This window comes from Iodobacter sp. BJB302, assembly GCF_002735645.1.
GTDB lineage: Bacteria > Pseudomonadota > Gammaproteobacteria > Burkholderiales > Chitinibacteraceae > Iodobacter.
In genome coordinates this window covers 1-18170 of record NZ_PDZG01000009.1, presented here as the reverse complement: position 1 = coordinate 18170, position 18170 = coordinate 1, and the positions used below count along the sequence as shown (strand labels likewise).

14 protein-coding genes, 4 tRNA genes and 1 pseudogene are annotated in these 18170 nt (G+C 50.5%); 8 read left to right on the top strand and 11 right to left on the bottom strand.

The genetic code is table 11. The annotated features are described in order from the left end of the window. Positions 1-29: 29 nt before the first annotated feature. The 5 genes from CSQ88_RS04470 to CSQ88_RS04450 form a co-directional block, all read right to left on the bottom strand. Positions 30-1676: a response regulator gene (locus CSQ88_RS04470; protein WP_099396902.1), complete on the bottom strand. Its 1647-nt coding sequence runs from the start codon at positions 1674-1676 to the stop codon at positions 30-32. 268 nt (positions 1677-1944) lie between these two features. Further along, positions 1945-2029: transfer RNA gene (locus CSQ88_RS04465), tRNA-Leu, on the bottom strand. Positions 2030-2099: 70 nt separating this feature from the next. Beyond that, positions 2100-2184 (bottom strand) — tRNA-Leu (locus CSQ88_RS04460). 70 nt (positions 2185-2254) lie between these two features. Beyond that, positions 2255-2339 (bottom strand) — tRNA-Leu (locus CSQ88_RS04455). An 88-nt stretch (positions 2340-2427) separates the two neighbouring features. Next, positions 2428-2512: transfer RNA gene (locus CSQ88_RS04450), tRNA-Leu, on the bottom strand. Positions 2513-2648: 136 nt separating this feature from the next. Here CSQ88_RS04450 and rnr point away from each other — a divergent pair. Continuing rightward, positions 2649-5147, top strand: a pseudogene (gene rnr, locus CSQ88_RS04445) (ribonuclease R); the annotation flags it as partial. A 493-nt stretch (positions 5148-5640) separates the two neighbouring features. Here rnr and CSQ88_RS04440 read toward each other — a convergent pair. After that, on the bottom strand, positions 5641-5982 hold the full coding sequence (locus CSQ88_RS04440; RefSeq protein ID WP_099396900.1) for a hypothetical protein: 342 nt from the start codon (positions 5980-5982) through the stop codon (positions 5641-5643). 122 nt (positions 5983-6104) lie between these two features. Here CSQ88_RS04440 and CSQ88_RS04435 point away from each other — a divergent pair, with 122 nt between their 5' ends. The 3 genes from CSQ88_RS04435 (at position 6105) to CSQ88_RS04425 (ending at position 7939) form a co-directional block, all read left to right on the top strand. Further along, entirely contained in the window at positions 6105-6464 is a 360-nt protein-coding gene (locus tag CSQ88_RS04435; protein ID WP_099396899.1) for a hypothetical protein, read from the top strand. A 354-nt stretch (positions 6465-6818) separates the two neighbouring features. Beyond that, entirely contained in the window at positions 6819-7529 is a 711-nt protein-coding gene (locus tag CSQ88_RS04430) for an SIMPL domain-containing protein (protein WP_099396898.1), read from the top strand. Next, positions 7526-7939, top strand: coding sequence for a protein YgfX (locus CSQ88_RS04425; protein WP_099396897.1), 414 nt, complete (start codon positions 7526-7528; stop codon positions 7937-7939). The genes CSQ88_RS04430 and CSQ88_RS04425 overlap by 4 nt, the downstream gene beginning before the upstream one ends. 63 nt (positions 7940-8002) lie before the next feature. On the opposite strand, the gene CSQ88_RS04420 is transcribed toward CSQ88_RS04425, so the two are convergent. From CSQ88_RS04420 to CSQ88_RS04410, 3 genes are all read right to left on the bottom strand, one after another. Further along, on the bottom strand, positions 8003-8650 hold the full coding sequence (locus CSQ88_RS04420; RefSeq protein ID WP_099396896.1) for a PEP-CTERM sorting domain-containing protein: 648 nt from the start codon (positions 8648-8650) through the stop codon (positions 8003-8005). Positions 8651-8710: 60 nt separating this feature from the next. Continuing rightward, positions 8711-11431 (bottom strand): phosphocholine-specific phospholipase C, encoded by a 2721-nt coding sequence (locus CSQ88_RS04415; protein ID WP_099396895.1) that lies wholly within the window; start codon positions 11429-11431, stop codon positions 8711-8713. Between the two features lie 92 nt (positions 11432-11523). Next, positions 11524-12423, bottom strand: a complete 900-nt coding sequence (locus CSQ88_RS04410) for a LysR family transcriptional regulator (protein ID WP_099396894.1) — start codon at positions 12421-12423, stop codon at positions 11524-11526. Between the two features lie 171 nt (positions 12424-12594). Here CSQ88_RS04410 and CSQ88_RS04405 point away from each other — a divergent pair, with 171 nt between their 5' ends. The 4 genes from CSQ88_RS04405 to dut all read left to right on the top strand — a co-directional run bounded on the left by CSQ88_RS04405 (position 12595) and on the right by dut (position 16741). Then, positions 12595-13737 carry an agmatine/peptidylarginine deiminase gene (locus CSQ88_RS04405; RefSeq protein ID WP_099396893.1) on the top strand — a complete coding sequence of 381 codons (1143 nt, stop codon included), beginning with the start codon at positions 12595-12597 and terminating at the stop codon, positions 13735-13737. A gap of 22 nt (positions 13738-13759) precedes the next feature. Then, positions 13760-14869, top strand: coding sequence for an agmatine/peptidylarginine deiminase (locus CSQ88_RS04400; RefSeq protein ID WP_099396892.1), 1110 nt, complete (start codon positions 13760-13762; stop codon positions 14867-14869). A gap of 236 nt (positions 14870-15105) precedes the next feature. Then, a complete protein-coding gene (gene coaBC / locus CSQ88_RS04395) occupies positions 15106-16287 on the top strand; it encodes a bifunctional phosphopantothenoylcysteine decarboxylase/phosphopantothenate--cysteine ligase CoaBC (RefSeq protein WP_099396891.1) in 1182 nt (393 codons plus the stop codon). 4 nt (positions 16288-16291) lie between these two features. Then, positions 16292-16741: a dUTP diphosphatase gene (gene dut / locus CSQ88_RS04390; RefSeq protein WP_099396890.1), complete on the top strand. Its 450-nt coding sequence runs from the start codon at positions 16292-16294 to the stop codon at positions 16739-16741. 75 nt (positions 16742-16816) lie between these two features. On the opposite strand, the gene CSQ88_RS04385 is transcribed toward dut, so the two are convergent. After that, positions 16817-17878, bottom strand: coding sequence for a GGDEF domain-containing protein (locus CSQ88_RS04385; RefSeq protein WP_180273523.1), 1062 nt, complete (start codon positions 17876-17878; stop codon positions 16817-16819). Positions 17879-18077: 199 nt separating this feature from the next. After that, the coding region (locus CSQ88_RS04380; protein ID WP_143449410.1) for an IS3 family transposase at positions 18078-18170 on the bottom strand (93 nt) is incomplete at its 5' end.

Here is an 18170-nt window from a genome sequence, read left to right as displayed (position 1 = left end):
AATACACTGATATTGAGGGTTTTTACGCCCTATTCGGCGGTTTCTTTGGCGGGCTTGCCGGGCGGGCTGAGTAATTCATCCAGATCATTGCGCAGGCTGAGGTAAACGCTTTCATCGACATGCCCGCGCAGCCTGCTGATGAGCTCGCTGGCGGTTTTAAGCAGCGATGGCCGCATTTCGGCGGGGGCATCAGCTTTCAGGTACTTAACACAGGCGTGGGCTGCAGACAGGGTGAGGCGCGAGTTTCGGGTGTTTTGTGCCTCCGGAACGAGCAGGGCAACCGCTTCATCAAAGCGCGATTTCAGCATGAGTTGCACGCCGGTATTGTTTACATCGGTAATTTCCTGGCCTGTGGTCTGAATAAATTGCTTCCACGCAGGTCTTTGGTTGGCCGTGCTTTCCAGTATGCCGGACATATTTTTGGTTGTTACAAAGCGTTTGGAGAGGATAGACAGCCAGCGGTAGGGCGGGGCACTGCTGTTGGCGGTTTCAGTTTCGTTGCTTGGAGGGCAAATCAAATGGGCGGTCATGATAAAGCTGATGGCCAGCTCCATGCTGAATTCGTCATCCACCATGGCGGTTTCTATTTTGCTGAGGTCTTCTGTTTTGCCGCTAAAAATAGCCGAGGCGAGCTGTGCGGAAATTCTGTTCTGGTGGGAGTCGTCTTTACGCACTCTTTCCTGGACCATGCGCAGGTATTTTTCGGCATCAGCAAGTGAGTCTTCAATTTTTGCTGCAATCGCCAGCTGCAAAATAGTGTTGGCAGAAAGGGCGGTGGAGTTACCTCCGCAGTTTACCGCCCTGCTTAACAGTGTTTTGGCCTTGGCGCTGTCTCCCAGCATATTGGCTAAATTGCCTGCTTTTTGCAGGCGATTAATATTGTTGGGTGTAATCGAAAGGCATTTATCAAAGACCACCATGGCTTCGTCGAGGCGGCCTTCGTTCATATACATATTGGCCAGCTCTTCGTAGGCGTCAACGTATTGGCTGTGCTGCACAATAGATGCCTGCAGCAGCTGATCGGCTTTGGTTTTGTTGCCCTGTTTATTGTAAACCTTGGCCAGCCCCAGCTTTGCCCATGGAACAAGACGGCTGGCCAGAATTTCTTCAAATAAAATGCGTGCTTCTTCCAGCTGGTTTGTTTCCAGCAAAAGGGTAGACAGCAGACGCAGAAGATCTGATTTATAAGGGACTTCAGGTTTGGCCAGAAGGCTGCGGGCGGCTTCAATGGCGCCCTGCATATTGTCTTCCGCAATGCAGTCATAAATAAGCTGCAGGGCTTTCTTTTTTTTCCATGCAATATTGAGCCTTTCTATCAGCTGAGAGCCGGAAAAAGGCTTGATCAGGTAGTCGTCAGGGCCCACTTCGGCAACGGCCACCACTTTTTCATAAGAGGCTTCTGCGGTGATCATAAACCATACTGTGCTGAGCGGCAGCTCGCCATTTTTGCGGATTTCTTCGAGCAGCTCCTGGCCATTCATGCCTTCGCCAAAATCGTAATCACACAAAATAACGTCGTATTCAGCATTGCGCAGCCGGCGGCGGGTTTCCCCTACGCTGCTGGAAGTGTCTACGCGGGTGATGCCCACTTGCGCAAGTGTCATGCGTAAGGACTGACGAACAGTTGGCGCATCATCGGCGATAAGCGCCCGGGAGTTGCTAATTAAGTCGGTCATCGTAGTTTGGCAAGAGGAAATTGACGTGTATATTAACCATTACCTGATTATGGGGAAAGCGTGGGCGTAATGGATGTAAAGAAGGGGTTTTGAGCGCCAACTGGTTGCCGGGCATGAGGGATAGGGCAGAGAGGGGGTGGCAGACGTAAAAAAACCCAGCTTTGCTGGGTTATTTTGCTACCGGCTGGTTTTGAGTTTGCCAGTAAGATACCTGTACGTTTTTCCAGAATTTCTGAGCTATTAAAGCTAAGTAATGGTCTGGTCTTGCTGGTGCCCAGAAGAGGACTCGAACCTCCACACCCGAAGGCACATGGACCTGAACCATGCGCGTCTACCAATTCCGCCATCTGGGCAATGCCTGAAGCAAAGTTTACAATTTACTGCTGGATCATTTATAAAGCAGACCCATTTACTATATATTACTGGTGCCCAGAAGAGGACTCGAACCTCCACACCCGAAGGCACATGGACCTGAACCATGCGCGTCTACCAATTCCGCCATCTGGGCAATGCCTGAAGCAAAGTTTATAACTTACTGCTGGATCATTTATAAAGCAGACCCATTTACTACATATTACTGGTGCCCAGAAGAGGACTCGAACCTCCACACCCGAAGGCACATGGACCTGAACCATGCGCGTCTACCAATTCCGCCATCTGGGCAATACTCACTGCTTTTTCAAAAGTGACTGCTGCTTAGTTATTGCGGATTAACCGTTTTTGCTAAGACACATTTAATGCAATTAGAACGTGGTGCCCAGGAGAGGACTCGAACCTCCACACCCGAAGGCACATGGACCTGAACCATGCGCGTCTACCAATTCCGCCACCTGGGCGCTCTATAAAGCGTTAGAATGTTGCTGCGCCTCACTTAAGAGGAGGCGATTATTGTTAAAAGCGGACTCCATGTCAAGAAATAAACCTAAGAAATCTTTAAGAATTTCCACTATCCCAAAACAGGAGGCCCCGTCTATGAGCGGCCGTTCCAAAAAAATCAAAGGCATACGCGCGTCTGATCCATTTCTGGAGCGCGAACGCGAACGCTATGAATTTCCGCTTCCTTCACGAGAATTTGTGTTGCAAGTGCTCACTGAGCACGGCGCACCGATTTTTGTTGATGAATTAATGAGCATGTTAGCCATCCTTCCAGAAGAAGAAACACAGTTTCATCGCAGAATGGCTGCGATGGAGCGCGAAGGACAGGTGATGATTAACCGAAAAGGCGCACTGTGCCTGCCGGATAAACTCGATCTTTTACAAGGGCGGGTACAAGGCCATGCCGATGGCTTTGGTTTCTTAGTGCCTGATGATGGCAGTAGCGATCTTTACCTTGGTCCTAAGGAAATGGCCAAGGTGTTACATGGTGATCGGGTTTTAGTCCGCCCAATGGGTCTGGATCGCCGGGGGCGGCGCGAAGGCAGTATTGTTGAAGTGCTGGTGAGATCCACTGAAAAATTAGTGGGGCGCTTACATGGTGAACACGGCGTGTTTACGGTCACCGCCGAAGACAAACGCATTAGTCATGAGATTTTATTAGAGCTTAATGGCACGATGGGCGCGGAATCAGGCCAGGTGGTCATGGTGGAACTCGTCACCCAGCCTTCGCGCTATTCACAGCCGGTAGGCCGGGTGGTTCAGGTGCTGGGTAATTATGCTGACCCGGGCATGGAAATCGAAATTGCCCTGCGTAAGCATAATCTGCCGCATGAATTTTCTGCCGAGGCTATTTTGCAAGGCGAAGATACACCCACCAAAGTGCGGAAAAAAGACTGGAAGAAAGTACTTGATACGGTAGAGCGTGAAGATTTACGTGATTTGCCGCTGGTCACCATTGATGGTGAAACGGCCAAAGACTTTGATGATGCCGTTTATGCCGAGAAAAAAGGTAAGGGCTGGCGCTTAATCGTGGCCATTGCCGATGTCAGCCACTATGTCTTGCCGGGAGATGCGCTGGATGTGGGCGCAATCGAGCGCGGTAATTCGGTGTATTTCCCGCGCCGGGTTATTCCGATGCTGCCCGAGGCACTCTCTAATGGTATTTGCTCGTTAATGCCGGATGTAGAGCGCCTTTGCATGGTGTGTGATATGCAGATTACGGCTAAGGGCGAGATTAAAAAATATCGCTTTTATCCTGCTGTGATGCACTCAAAAGCGCGCCTGACTTACACCAAAGTGTGGGATATGATTCAGCACCCTGCAGGTGAAATGGCTCAGCAATATCAGCATGTATTGCCGCAGATCGATACACTTTATGCGCTGTTTAAAGCTTTTTCTGCCGCACGTGCCTTACGCGGTGCCATTGATTTTGAAACCGTTGAAACAGAAATGCGTTTTGATGATAAGGGCAAAATCAGTGAAATTGTGCCTGTTGTCAGAAATGACGCACATAAGCTGATCGAAGAATGCATGCTGGCGGCGAATGTGTGTGCGGCAGATATTTTGCTGAAAAAAGAGCACGACTGCGTTTACCGCGTACATGAAGGGCCAACCCCGGAAAAGCTTGAAAATCTGCGCACTTATATCAAGAGCGTGGGTTTAACGCTGGATGGCGAAGAGGACCCTACGGCCGGTGATTACGCAGTGCTGCTGGAGAAAATCAAGCTGCGCGAAGATGCGCCGCTGCTGCAAACCATGCTGCTCAGATCGCTCTCTCAGGCCGTATACAGCCCTGATAATAAAGGGCACTTTGGCTTATCGTACGAGGCCTATACCCACTTTACTTCGCCGATCCGCCGTTACCCGGATTTACTGGTGCACCGCGCGATTAAGGCTATTCTGGCAGGTAAAAAATACACACCAGCCATGAAGTGGGAAGCTTTGGGTACGCAGTGCTCAATGACAGAGCGCCGTGCGGATGACGCCAGCCGCGATGTGCAAAATTGGCTGAAGTGCTATTACATGCAGGATAAGGTGGGTGAAGAATTTGAAGGTGTGATTTCCGCTGTCACTGGCTTTGGGATCTTTGTTCTGCTGGATAATGTGTTTGTAGAAGGCTTGGTGCATATTTCCGAGCTGGGCACAGATTACTTCCACTTTGATGAAGTCCGCAAAGAGCTGAAGGGCGAGCGCACGGGGCAGGTTTATCGTATTACTGGCCGTGTAAAAATCAAAGTTGCGCGTGTTTCTCTGGAAACCAGCAAGATTGATTTTATGCTGGTTGAAGAAAAACCCATGTGGGGTGATAAGCCTGTGGCCGAAGTGCCTGCAGGTCGTCGTAATGCGCCACCGCGCAGCCCGGCGCCAAGGCGCGGTGGTAAGCCGGTTGCTCCGCCTTCACCTGCCGAAACAACGGTCACAGAAGCAAAGCGCACTGCTGTTGTTAAAAAAACCAGCAAGAGTGCTGCAAAGCCCGCCGCTGATTTGTCTGCCAAAAAAACTGCAGTGACTAGGTCTAAAGCGGCTACCCCGAAAGCAGCGTCCTCAAGCACGGCCGTAGCGAAACCTGCAGCAAAAAATGCGCGGAAAAAAGCAGTGGTACGTCAGATTTCCGGGCCGGGTAATTTGCAGGCTTCTTCAGCTCCTGCTGCTGCGAAAGCAGTGCCTGTAAAAAAGGCAGTTGCACCTAAGGTTGCTAAAACATCCGTAGCGAATCAGCCTGCAGCTGCAAAGGCAGTGCCTGTAAAAAAAGCAGTAGCGCCTGAGCTTGCTAAAACATCAGTAGCCAATCAGTCTGCAGCCGCAAAGGCTGTGCCTGTAAAAAAGGCAGCGGTACCTAAGGTTGTTAAAGCACCCGCAGTCACTCAGCCCGCTGTGGCTAAGGCGGTTCAGAAAACGCCGCCTTCTGCGCCTGAGGTTGTCAAACCCGCTGTAAGAAAACCGCGTGCTCCCAGGGCAAAGCCAGCTGTTGTTAAGGAGGTGACGGCAGAGGGTGTGGATGCTGCGCCAAATAAGCGCAAACCAAAGTAAGTCATGCGCTAAAAGTAAAACAGCCCGCTGACGGCGGGCTGTTTACTGGCGGGGCTTTTTAGGTGGATTTAAGTGCTTTAAGTAAGTTTTCACGCTGTATGGTGTTGATCTCTTTAATTTGCACAATATGGCGGAACATACTGACTTGCCCCATCAGTGAGGTGCAGCTGATATTGCCAGTGAAGTCGACGTAGTTCTTTTTATTGACTTGTGTGCCTGGAATATCCAGATAAACATGGCAGGAAGTCCCCACTTTGACTTCTTTATCTGCAAGGATAATGAGGTTGTGTTCGGCCACTTCTACAGCAATACCATAGACAGGCGGAACACTGGGAGCCGTGACCATGGCCGCGCGCCAGCTTACTTTTTTACGAGAACGAGTATCAGTTGTTTGATTCATGATGCTTATCAAAATGGGCAGATTTATTTGCCGTTGAAAATACAGCGTAGCACTCGTCGTGCTAACCTTGTGCCTGAATACCGCACTGCGGTAAAGATATACTTTTAACCAAGGAGTTCTGCATGTTTATCGTCGATCGCTCGGTTGCTATCATTAAGCCACGGCAACCTTTTCTCGATTGGCTCAATCAGTTGCCTGGAAATGACATCCAGCTGACTTTAGAAGAAGTGCGTTGTGACTGTACCTCTATTTTGATCCCTGAAGCGAATGAAACTGAAGACGGCATCGCATTCATTGATGAAATTGCTGAAAAACTATTTGAAATGGAGCTTGCTTCCTGGGTTGCTGAAGAGCAGCACTGGCCAGAGAAGCGTAATCTCAAAACATTCTGGGAATGGTTTGATGTTGAAGTGCATCTGGGTGTTATGGATGCTGTAGCAGAAGATATTCACAACACCCCTACAGATCATGGCTACCACTAGGCACTAGTATAAAGCTTTTGCTAGGTATATTTACTTATTGAGTGTAATAAAGGGGCGAATTATCGCCCTTTTATTTTGCAGCAGCATTTAAATAAGCCCTTGTTTTCCTCGTTCCGGTGCAAGCAAAGTAATTATAACGAGTAAGTTTACAAATAAGCCTGTGTGAGTATAAGGATGGTGCTTAAGGCCAGAATGACCGGATTAAGAAATAATGTAGTAAGTATTGTGGGCGGCTTGGTTTTTTAGGACAAGCTATAATCGTCTTGATGTTATTTTTTACTTATACCTTTCTTGTTTATTTTGATTAAAGTTCAGAGTTTGGGTTGATCTTGTAAGTTATGAAGAGGGTTTGAAATGAAATATTTTCTTTCTGCAGCAATGCTGGCTGCAATGACATCCGCAATGGCGGCAAACGAAGCGCCGGTTTTTAATGTTGTCAATCTGGATGCCAGCGTAACGCGCGAAGTACCCAATGATTTGGCCAGTGCCATTTTATTTGTTGAATTTACAGATACTGATCCGGCTCGTTTAAGTGAGAAAGTAAATCAAACGCTGGGTGCGGGCTTAAAACTGGTTAAGCAGCAAAGTGTGGTACAAAGCGGCGGTACGGCGTATGCCACTTACCCGCTTTATGGCAAAACCAATAAACAAGAAGGCTGGCGCAGCCGTGGTGAATTGCGTATTTCATCCCGCGATTTTGCTGTGCTGTCTAAATTATTGGCACAGCTGCAGCAGCCGCTTGCCGGGGGCTTGCCGATGCAGCTGGCTAATGTCAGCTATGGGGTTTCGGATGAGGCACGAGCAAAAGCTGAAGAAGGCTTGATTGCGGAAGGCCTGCAGGCGTTTAAGCAACGTGCAGATCTGATTCAGAAGGGTTTTTCTGCTAAGGCATGGAAGATGATAAATGTGAATGTGAATACTTCAGGCGGTCATCGCCCGCAGCCTGTCATGATGATGAAAAGCAGCCCTATGATGGAAATGTCCGGCAGGGCAGATGCGCCGATTGAGTCGGGTGACAGCCGCTTAACCGCCAATGTTTCAGGCAGTATTCAAATCAGCGAATGAACCCCGCGCCGCTTGTGCTGACTGCCTCCCTTTGGGAGCGGCGCTGCATATACATAAGCCACGCAGCTGCAGCACTCGCCTGTGTTTTTTCTCCATGGTTATGGGCCATCACACTTGTGGTGGCCTTTTCTTTGTATTGCAGCCTTTATCGTAAGCCACTTGCGCCTTGCAGCGTGATGGCTTTGCCTGACGGGCAGCTCAGGCTGACTATGATGGATGGCAAAGAGATGGATGCCTCTCTTTTGCCTTCCAGCCGGGTGCTGGGCGTACTGATTGTTTTGCATCTTATGGTGGATGGGCGGCGAATTAATCTGGTGCTCTGGCCTGACAGCGCACCGGCTGATTGCCTGCGCCAGTGGCGGGTCTGGCTGCGCTGGCAGTGGCCGGTTTTGCAAAAACCAAGGCGGTGATGAATTTATGCCTGTCACGTAATAATCAGCGGGGCCCGGCGTTGCTGGCTGAGCCCCTGGCTGTTATGTGCTTGCTTTTTTTGACGCTCTGCGGGCCATAAAGGCAGTGATTCCGATCAACATCAGGGCCATATTCTCTGGTTCAGGTACGGGGGATACGGTGCCAAGGGCCACATTGCTGATGCCGGCTAAAGCATGGTATTCCAAAGCAGCAAAGCTGAATCCGGTGAAGTACTCTCCTGCCTGATTGATTTTAAAGCCATTAAATCCCAGACCATTATTGCCATCGGGCAGGCTCAGATCTGCGAAGGTATAGCGGCTCAGGTTGGTTTCCAGAACGATGTTTGCAAGGCCGCGTGTGAGCGCCGCATCAAATCCAAACAGGGTGTAGTGTGTAAGCGACGCTATTTCTCCTTTGATGGGTGAAAAGTATTCATTTGATAAAACAGTCTGGCTGTTGCCGATAGAGTATTGCGTGCCACGGCCTATGGTGAGGTTCTCTTCAGAGAAGTAAGTGATGTCACCAAGACTGAAGGGGGTGCCGGGGTAATTAAAGCCCTCGGCATAATCATCGAAGTTGCTGTTGAAATGAATGCTTCCCTGGGCATTAAACAAATCCCGGCTGTTAAATGTACTGATACCTGCCGAAGCGGCGAAACTTAATACGCTGAGCAGTAAGCCTAAGGTGATGTGTTTCAGTTGATTACGCATAGATGTTCTCTGTGTGGCAGCGATAAAAGCCGCCCTTTGCTGATAAAGGGCGGCGGGTGGTTAAATGACGGTAAACAGACAGGGGCCACTGAGCGGGGTGTAGCCATCGTTGTATAAGCACCACGCCGCATACTGCCCAGGCGCCAGCTTGCTGGTGTCAAAGCGGGCACTGTCATTGGCTTTGTCGGTGTACTGCCAGAGGATTGATCCCACCGTGCCAGGTGTGATGCCGCTTTTCCAAATGCCGATCCAGTTTTTACTGCTGAGTTTTGAGGGAGCCACAGCGTAATCAAAGCTGATCGCTGTGCCTTGTTTAACGCTGGCGTTTGTGCTTGAAAGGGCATGAACGCTGAAGCTGACCGGCCCGCCCAGCACAGCATGGCTGTTTTTGTATAAATACCAAACGGTGTAATCGCCTGCAGGCAGATCCTGGCTGCTGAAAGTGACTGCGCCGCGAACTAAAGAAGCGTATTGCCATTGCAGTGCATTGCCATTGCCTGGCGACGTGCCCTTAGCGTAAATGCCAATCCAGTTTTGTGGATCAAGCTGGCCATTGGGGGCGGTGTAGTTGAATTCAATCGCTGAGCCCCGGCTGATATTGAGGGCCGCGGTGGTGAGTGGAGTGATCTCTGTTTTATTCCGATTGGTGCCAATGATGGGGTCAGTGCGGCTGGCGCTGCCCGTTTCCACATGGCCCGCCACACGGCGCAGGTATTGAGCATCACTATCGCTGCGGATACTGAAGTCATACCAGCCAAAACTGGCTTTCAGTTTGCATTCCACTTTACGTGTCTGGCCGGGAGCAAGGCTGTAGCTTACGCTGGCGATGCCGTAGGCGTTGTCGCTGATGGTGAGCTGGCAGGCTTTTATTCCGTTGGCGTTGGATAGTGTCAGCCACAGATTACCGTTCAGCGCATCATAGGTGGTTTGAATTTCAGGCTGCGCGTTACCAGAGAGCGCACTCAGGCTGCCTTTAAAGTCACGTAAAAACCCATTCGCGCCACGCACACTTAAGGCGTAAAGATCAGCCTGCCAGTTCCAGATTTCTTTTTCGATCCGCTTGCCTGCTTCAACGGTGTAATACCATGGGCCATCGCTGCGAATGCCTGAGTAAACAATATAAGCCGCCCCCGCATGGCCCGTGTTGCCAAAGGTCAGCTCGACTTGCCTGCTGTGATTAACATAAGCCTCCACCGATAATTCATAAGGCAGGGCACAGGCATAACGGGTTCCGGTGGCTGTTGGGCAAGGCTCTTGTATGGGGAGTGTCTGATTGACAGGCGGCTGCGGGTAGGGCTTGCCTGTGACTAAACGATAGGCAGTCGTTTTAGGCACGCTTGCAGGCCATGCACTATTGGGTCTTTTGAAATCAAAGGCTGAGGTTAAATCCCCGCAGACGGCGCGGCGCCATGGTGAAATCAGATCACACTGTACATCGCTGCGTTTTTTACCAAGGCCCCTTACCAGCCATTCTTCAAGGAAGCGAATCTTGGAAGTATGGTCAAAGAGTTGTGAGCACACCCGGCCCCCTTTACTCCATGGCGAGATAATCAGCATGGGTACACGCGGGCCAAGGCCGACCGGCTCGCCATGATAGTTTTCATACTGGCCAATATCATTGAGCGTGGTCTTGCCCATATTGTCATTCAGCGGGGCCAGATCTGAAGGAACGTGGTCAAAGAAGCCATCGTTTTCGTCGTACATCAGCATAAATACGGTTTTGGACCAGACATCCGGGTTAGCCACTAAAGCGGCTAACAGGCGCGCGGTGAGGTTTTCACCTGCATTGGGCGAGTTAGGGGAGTGCTCGGTGTAATCATTGGGGGCGCAAATCCAGGAGACCTGCGGCAGACGGTTATTGCGTACATCATCGGCAAAAGCGTTAACCAGCCAGTCGCCCTTCGTGCCGGGGGCATTGTTTTCAGCCGATCCTGCGGCTAATGCACGGCCTTTCTGGTAAAGGGGCGATTGGCTGCCAAGGGCACTGCCATCGGCGTTCACACGGAAATTTTTAAAGTAAGCCAGATAATTGTCGCCGTAATTATCCCATTCCTGATAAACCTTCCAGCTGACATTGTTGGCTTCTAAGGTTTCTGCATAGGTACGCCAGTTTGGTGCGCTTTGAGTGACGCCCGGAGTGAGGTTGTCGTACTTCGGGTCTGCATGGTAATAACCAGCAGCGTTGATGTTATATAAGCTCCCCATGCTGCTCAGCCAGCCTTGGCTGGTGCCTGTTAGCGAGTACATACGGTTAGGATCGGTTGCTCCAAAAATGGAGCAATGGTATGCATCGCAAATGGTAAAAGCATCGGCCAGCGCATAGTAAAAAGGCAGGTCTCCCCGATCAAAGTAGCCCATGGTTTGCGGTGTTTTTTGCTTCACCCAGGCATCCCAGCCCTGCCATGTGGCTTGCGAGCCTTTCCATGAGTGATTGGTTCCTACAGACAGTGCGCTGGTGTTTTTAGCATCAAAATGAAAGGGTAAAACATGGCCGCCGTTGGCATCAGTCTGATACCAGACTGGTTTTCCGCCTGGCAGGGTAATGGCGCGTGGATCATCAAAGCCGCGTACGCCAGAGAGTGAGCCAAAATAATGGTCAAAAGAGCGGTTTTCCTGCATAAAAATGACTACATGCTCTACATCGGCAATGGTACCTGTGGCGTTATTGGCAGGGATTGCCAGTGCCTGCTGGATTAAGCCGGGCAGCCAGCCACCTGCGACGGTAGTGCCTGCCGTTGTCGCTGCAAAGCTTAGAAAACTTCGCCTGTCTTTTGAAAACATTTTTGATCCTTACATAAAAAGCTGGGGATCATAGATTGTCAAGATGACATGGGCTTTGCATAAATATGACAGCTTTCCTTGCTTGAAATGGCTTAGTCCTCTGCACTAATGGACGCTTGCACTAAAAGCCAATCAAACACCTGCTGCACAATGTCTGCCCGTGGCTGCCCTGCTACTCTGGATATCCACCAGCTTGGGCCGCCAAGACGTGGGTAATCAGGCAGTATCACGAGGCGGCCTTGGTCTAAATCGTCATTGGCAAGTAAGCGTGGCAGGCAGGCGATGCCCCTGCCACGCAGTACGGCGTCGAGCAGCAGGCGAGGGTCGTCGTAAATGGCTTGCTTACGAAAGGGGCCGAGTGGTTCGCGGAAGAGTTTTGCGGTGCGAGCATCGGTGAGCATGGCTTCTAAACACAGCAAGCCTGTGTGCAAATGGTGCTGTTCCCGTGGCTGCTGAGCCAGCTGCTGGGCGAGTGCCGCTGAGCCGACGGTGATCCATTCATCTTGCAAAAAAGGGCGCTCTAATAAGCCCGCTTCTTGAATCGGTCGATTACCCAGTGCGATATCCACATCCACTTCATCAATAAAACGCGCGGTTTCATCGGTAGAGAGCACAAGGCAAAGATCGGGTAGGGCCGCGTGCAATAGATCCAGTTTGGGTTGCAGCCAGCCGTGCAAAAGAGGCGCAGGGCAGACAAGGCTGACGAGGCCAGGATCAAGATAAGTGGCGATGCTGCTTAAGCCGTTTTGCAGCATATCGATCGATTGGCGCACGCTGCGCTGCAGCACTTTACCCGCTACGGTCAGCTCCACACCACGGCCTACCCGATGAAACAGCGGCTGGCCCAGTTGTGTTTCTAAATCACTGATCTGATGGCTGATTGCCGATTGCGACAGGCAAAGCTCGTCTGCTGCTCGCGAAAAATGCCCGAGGCGGGCGGCGGCTTCAAAGCCGATCAGCAGTTTGAGCGAAGGAATACGCTGGGTAGACATATGAGAAAACCTAATTAGTTATGGCAATAAACATCAGTATTCATCAAGTATGACATGGATGCACAATCCATTCTTGTCCAGCGGATCACGGCTATCCCTCCCTTGGTGCTTGTGTCCATGCTGTTTTAAGCCTTGTATTTAAATATTGGCAAAAAGTAAGGAGTGTAAAAGATGAATACCCGTCGTTTATTCTTGAATCGCTGTTTTCAGGGTGGTGGCCTCATTTTACTTGGGCCATTACTAAGTGCTTGTGGTGGTGGCGGAGGAGAAAATAGCGATGTTGCTATTGCGCCAACGCTCCCCCCAATGGCTGCCAGTTGGCTGATGCCAGACGAGGGTGCGCAGCATAAGGCCACATGGATGGCATTTGTTGCCGATGAAGCCATTTGGGGCCGCACATTGCAAGGCCCTGTGCAAGATGCGCTGGCCCGTATCGCCAATGCTATTGTGCAGTACGAGCCGGTGAATATGCTGGTACGTCAGCAGGATCTTGCCTTAGCCAAGCAGAAGATGGACTCTAAAGTGCGGCTGATTGTGCAGGATTTGGACGATTTATGGCTGCGGGATACCGGCCCTGTTTTTGTGAGTAATCAGCAGGGGGAAAGGGCAGGCGTTAATTTTAACTTTAATGGCTGGGGCAAGAAGCAGGTATTTAGTAGAGATAGCCAAGTTGCTGCAGTGGTGACAGGGCAGGCGGGCGTCAGAATGCTAAGTACTAAGCTGGTGCTGGAAGGCGGCGGGATTGAGGTTGACGGCAAAGGCACGGCGATTATTACTGAGAGCTGTGTATTGAATGCTAATCGTAACCCCGGCTTGAGCAAGGCCGCTTGCGAGGCCGAACTTAAAACGCTGTTAGGTATTCGTAAGGTAATTTGGTTGCCGGGTATTGTGGGCAAAGACATTACTGATGGACACACCGATTTTTATGCGCGCTTTACCAAACCGGGTGTGGTGGTTTGCGGGCTGGAAACAGACCCAAGTTCTTTTGACTATGCGGTGACGCAGCAACATTTGGCGATCTTGCGCGCCGCCACCGATGCAGATAATCAGCCCTTGCAAGTGCATGTGCTCAATGGCCCTGCTCAAATGCGGCCTCAATATGCAGGGAAAGATTTTGCCGCAGGCTATATCAATTTTTATGTGGTGAACGGAGCGGTGTTAATTCCTGAATTTGGCGATGCTAAGGCGGATGAAACGGTCAGGTTGCAAATGAAGGCGCTCTTTCCGAACCGAGTGATTGTGCAAATTAATATTGATCCGATTGCGGCAGGGGGTGGCGGCATTCATTGCTCCACCCAACAAGAGCCAGCTTAAACCCTTTTGAATTGGAATAAAAATGACAACACGACGCAATTTTTTAAAGCAAAGTTTATTGGGTTCTGGGCTGTTGATGGCTGGAGCGGTAGCTGGCCCATTGAGTTCTTTTGCCTTTGCCGCATCAGATAACGGCTGGCATATGCCCGATGAAGGAGAGCCACATGCGGCCACTTGGATGGCATTTGGTCCGAGTGAAGACGTTTGGGGTAAACGTTTGCAATCTGGCGCACAGGATAATTTGGCCACAATCGCTGCTGCGATTTCTGTCTATGAAACCGTGAATATGCTAGTGCGTGAAGAAGACTACGATGTGGCTGTGAGTAAATGCAGTAGCCGAGTTAAATTGATCGTACAGCCAATTGATGATCTATGGATCCGTGACTCAGGGCCGGTTTTTGTACGGAACAAACAAGGGCAGGCCGCAGCCGTTGATTTTAATTTTAATGGCTGGGGCAATAAACAAGCGCATCAGCGAGATGCGGAAGTGGCTGATTTTGTTGGCCAATATAGCCATACCAAAATGCTGGAAACGCGCTTGATTTTAGAAGGCGGTGGTATTGAGGTGGATGGCGAAGGCACGGCCATTATTACGGAAAGTTGTGTGCTGAACGCCAATCGCAATCCTCGCGTGAGCAAGGCCCAGTGCGAGACTGAGCTAAAACGCTTGTTGGGCGTCAGTAAAATCATCTGGTTGCCAGGCATTGCGGGGCGCGATATTACCGATGGACATACCGATTTCTACGCCCGTTTTACCAGCCCCGGTGTGGTGGTAGCGGGTTTTGATAGCGACCCTTCTTCTTATGATCATGCTGTGACCAAACGCCACCTAGAAATACTGCGTAAAGCCACCGACGCCAAAGGGCGCAAGCTAAATGTAGTGGTGCTGCAAGGGCCGTCTTCTGTGCGTAAGAAATTTGAAAACAAAGACTTTGCAGCAGGATATATTAATTTTTATGTGTGCAACCACGCCGTGATCGCCCCTGAGTTTGGCGATGCTAAGGCGGATAAAAATACACGCGATAACCTGCGCGATTTATTCCCCAAACGCGAAATAGTGCAGCTTAATATTGATGCGATTGCCGCTGGCGGCGGTGGCATTCATTGCACCACCCAGCAGCAGCCTGCTTAAGAAAAAAGATAAATCATGTGATGGTTTTCTCTGTGGACCAGGTGTCCACGTTTTACTCTGTGGTTTGAGGTTTAGTACACTATCAGGGCTGGCTGAAGACCGCTCTGGTGATGTGTCAGGAAGACTCAGCCTCTTTACCCCATGTGCCTTGTACCGGCTTACTCCTATCCAACAGTACTTATGGTCTATCCTCAGTTAAACTATCGTCTGTGACTTAATTGAGAGAGCGCTTAGCAATGAGCCAAAAACGCATCGTACTTGGGGTAACCGGTGGCGTGGCCGCGTATAAATCAGTTGAACTGGTTCGCTTATTAATCAAAGCGTCTTACGAAGTTCAAGTGGTGATGACTGAGGCCGCAACAAAATTTGTCGGGCCGGTGACCTTTCAAGCGGTATCGGGCCGCCCTGTGTTTGTTGATCTGTGGGATGGTCGCGCGCCGAATAATATGGCGCATATTGATTTAACCCGTGGCGCACATGCCATTGTGGTAGCACCGGCAACGTCCGATTTTATGGCGAAAGTGGCCAATGGCTTTGCCGATGATTTACTGTCTACTTTGGTGGCCGCCAGAGATTGCCCGCTGTTATTGGCGCCTGCCATGAACCGGCAGATGTGGGAAAACCCGCCTAATCAGCGCAATGTGGCGCAGCTGATTTCAGATGGCGTGCATATTCTGGGCCCTGGCGAGGGCGAGCAGGCCTGCGGTGAAGTGGGCCTTGGCCGGATGCTGGAGCCTGAAGCGTTGCTGCAGCATATTGATGCATTTTTTCAGCTGAAATTATTGACTGGCAAGCGCGTGTTGATTACTGCCGGGCCAACTTTTGAGCGTATCGACGCCGTGCGTGGCATTACCAACAGCAGCTCAGGGAAAATGGGCTACGCTATTGCCCGTGCGGCCTGGGAATCCGGTGCGGATGTGGTGCTGGTATCAGGTGAAACGGCCTTGCCTGTGCCTATGGGATGCCGCCGTATTGATGTGGTGAGCGCTGAGGAAATGCTGCAGGCGGTGAATGCCGAAGTAGAAGAAGCTGATATCTTTATCAGTGTAGCTGCCGTTTCTGATTACTATGTGCTTAATCCTTCTGAGCAAAAAATCAAAAAAGACGCACACATCCTTACCCTGGAGCTTGGCCCGAATCCGGATATCCTGGCCAATATTACGGCAAGGGAAAATCCGCCATTTTGTGTGGGCTTTGCTGCTGAATCTGAAAACCTGCTGGAGTATGCAGAAGCCAAGCGTAAGCGCAAAAAACTGCCGCTGCTGGCTGCAAATTTAGTGCAGAACGCAATGGGCGCGGATGAAAATGAAATTATTTTGCTTGATGATGACGGCGAAACCCGTTTAACTCGCGCCCCCAAGCTCGATGTGGCACGCCGTTTAATTGCCCATATCGCGCGGCTTTATCAAAAAAGGTAAGAAAATGTCTCAGATTGATGTAAAGATTTTAGATGGCAGGTTGAAAGAAAACTTGCCGCAATACGCCACCAAAGGCTCGGCTGGCCTTGATTTACGCGCCTGCCTTGATGTGCCAATGGAGCTGGCTCCAGGGGCGACCCAGCTGGTGCCAACAGGTATGGCGCTGCATTTAGATGATCCGGGCCTTGCCGCTATGATTTTGCCGCGCTCTGGTCTTGGCCATAAGCACGGCATTGTGCTGGGCAATTTAGTGGGCCTGATTGATTCGGATTACCAGGGGCAAATTTTTGTTTCGGTATGGAATCGCAGCCAGGTGCCGTTCACGATTCAGCCTATGGAGCGCATCGCTCAACTGGTGATTGTGCCTGTGGTACAGGTAGAATTTAATCTGGTCGATGAATTTGCCGGGTCAGACCGTGGCGAAGGTGGCTTTGGCAGTACAGGCAAACATTAAGCTGCTTAAGTGTTGCCAAAAAAGCGGGGGCTGAGGCCTCCGTTTTGCGTTTTTTGATTAAATCAGGCCGGAGGCTTAAAACAACTCAATGCTTCCATTTACGGGGTGATGAAGATTGAGTGCATCAACCGGGGCAATGGTGACTTTATTGCGGCCATTACTTTTTGACTGGTACAGCGCTTCATCCGCGCGCCCCAGCACTGTGCTGAGTACTTCGGAATGCAGCAGCCGGGTAAAACCAATGCTGATGGTCACCTGGCCCACCTGGGGGAACGTGGTTTGCTCCACTCTTTCCCTGAAGCGTTCAACTGCAAAAATGGCGCTGCTTTCACCCTGCGGCCCCATCAGAATGACAAACTCCTCCCCGCCAAAACGAAACAGGTAATCACCACTGCGAAAGCTTGCCTGCATCAGCTGTGCAATCAGCAGCAGCACTTCATCGCCATAGATATGACCAAACTGATCGTTGATACGCTTAAAGTGGTCAATGTCCATCACGGCTAAGAAATAGGAATCATCTTCTTGCTGGCTTCGGCGATTACTTTCTTCTGCCGCAGGGGCGTCTTCGATACTGATGGCGGGCGTGTTTTCTTGTAAGCCCATGATTTTTTGGAACTGGCGTTCCAATGTTTTTCGATTAAGTAAGCCTGTGAGCGTATCTGTTTCGCTGTATTTAAGCAGGGATAAATGGTTTTCATAGATACGGCTCATGCCTTGCAAGGCGCGTAAATCCTGCTGCTTAAAGAGGTGCTTGCCCTGGCAGTCAATTAAAACATGGGGCTGATCGTTCATTTTAAGCGTGCGTACCAGACGAAAGTGAATGCTCTCTGGTGTGCTTAAGCCGAAAAGTGCGCTTTTAAGGAGTGGATCAAAGTCAGCAGAATCGCTGTTCAGGGTGTTTTGTGCCCGCCATTGCCATGCTTGCTGAATTTCTCCATTGGCAAGGCCCAGAGTTTTTTTGATTTGCCAGACGGCTTGCGTGTGCTCAGCACTGGGGCGGCAATGATAAAAATCGACCCTTTCTAAATCGAATATTTCTTGCAGGCTGATGCCAAGGCTGATTAAAAGCGCGTCTCTGTCATCCAAGCTGGTGAGATCGGCCATCGCATCCAGCATAATAAAAGGCTTGAGGGGCATATGCAGACTCCCGCGAGTTGGATGAGCGTTTGTATAAAATGCGCTCTGTTTTATAGCTGACGGCTTATGCAGCATGGTCAGTTTGTTGGATGGGGGCGGGTGAAAGGTGAAATATTTATCAGATTGGGCGGCATGGCAAAAAAAAGCCGCTCATGCGATGCAGTGTGAACTGACCCCAATTAGTTGGACAGTATAAAAGCTAGGCGCTCAAGGGCTGGGTTCTGTATTGCACAGGACTCAGCCCTTTTAACTTCAGTTTGATTCGGTCGTGGTTATAGTAATGGATGTAATC

Coding starts and splice junctions, on each gene's coding strand:
- CSQ88_RS04470 (WP_099396902.1), bottom strand. CDS start 1,676: ATGACCGACTTAATTAGCAACTCCCGGGCGCTTATCGCCGATGATGCG.
- CSQ88_RS04440 (WP_099396900.1), bottom strand. CDS start 5,982: ATGAATCAAACAACTGATACTCGTTCTCGTAAAAAAGTAAGCTGGCGC.
- CSQ88_RS04435 (WP_099396899.1), top strand. CDS start 6,105: ATGTTTATCGTCGATCGCTCGGTTGCTATCATTAAGCCACGGCAACCT.
- CSQ88_RS04430 (WP_099396898.1), top strand. CDS start 6,819: ATGAAATATTTTCTTTCTGCAGCAATGCTGGCTGCAATGACATCCGCA.
- CSQ88_RS04425 (WP_099396897.1), top strand. CDS start 7,526: ATGAACCCCGCGCCGCTTGTGCTGACTGCCTCCCTTTGGGAGCGGCGC.
- CSQ88_RS04420 (WP_099396896.1), bottom strand. CDS start 8,650: ATGCGTAATCAACTGAAACACATCACCTTAGGCTTACTGCTCAGCGTA.
- CSQ88_RS04415 (WP_099396895.1), bottom strand. CDS start 11,431: ATGTTTTCAAAAGACAGGCGAAGTTTTCTAAGCTTTGCAGCGACAACG.
- CSQ88_RS04410 (WP_099396894.1), bottom strand. CDS start 12,423: ATGTCTACCCAGCGTATTCCTTCGCTCAAACTGCTGATCGGCTTTGAA.
- CSQ88_RS04405 (WP_099396893.1), top strand. CDS start 12,595: ATGAATACCCGTCGTTTATTCTTGAATCGCTGTTTTCAGGGTGGTGGC.
- CSQ88_RS04400 (WP_099396892.1), top strand. CDS start 13,760: ATGACAACACGACGCAATTTTTTAAAGCAAAGTTTATTGGGTTCTGGG.
- coaBC (WP_099396891.1), top strand. CDS start 15,106: ATGAGCCAAAAACGCATCGTACTTGGGGTAACCGGTGGCGTGGCCGCG.
- dut (WP_099396890.1), top strand. CDS start 16,292: ATGTCTCAGATTGATGTAAAGATTTTAGATGGCAGGTTGAAAGAAAAC.
- CSQ88_RS04385 (WP_180273523.1), bottom strand. CDS start 17,878: ATGCCCCTCAAGCCTTTTATTATGCTGGATGCGATGGCCGATCTCACC.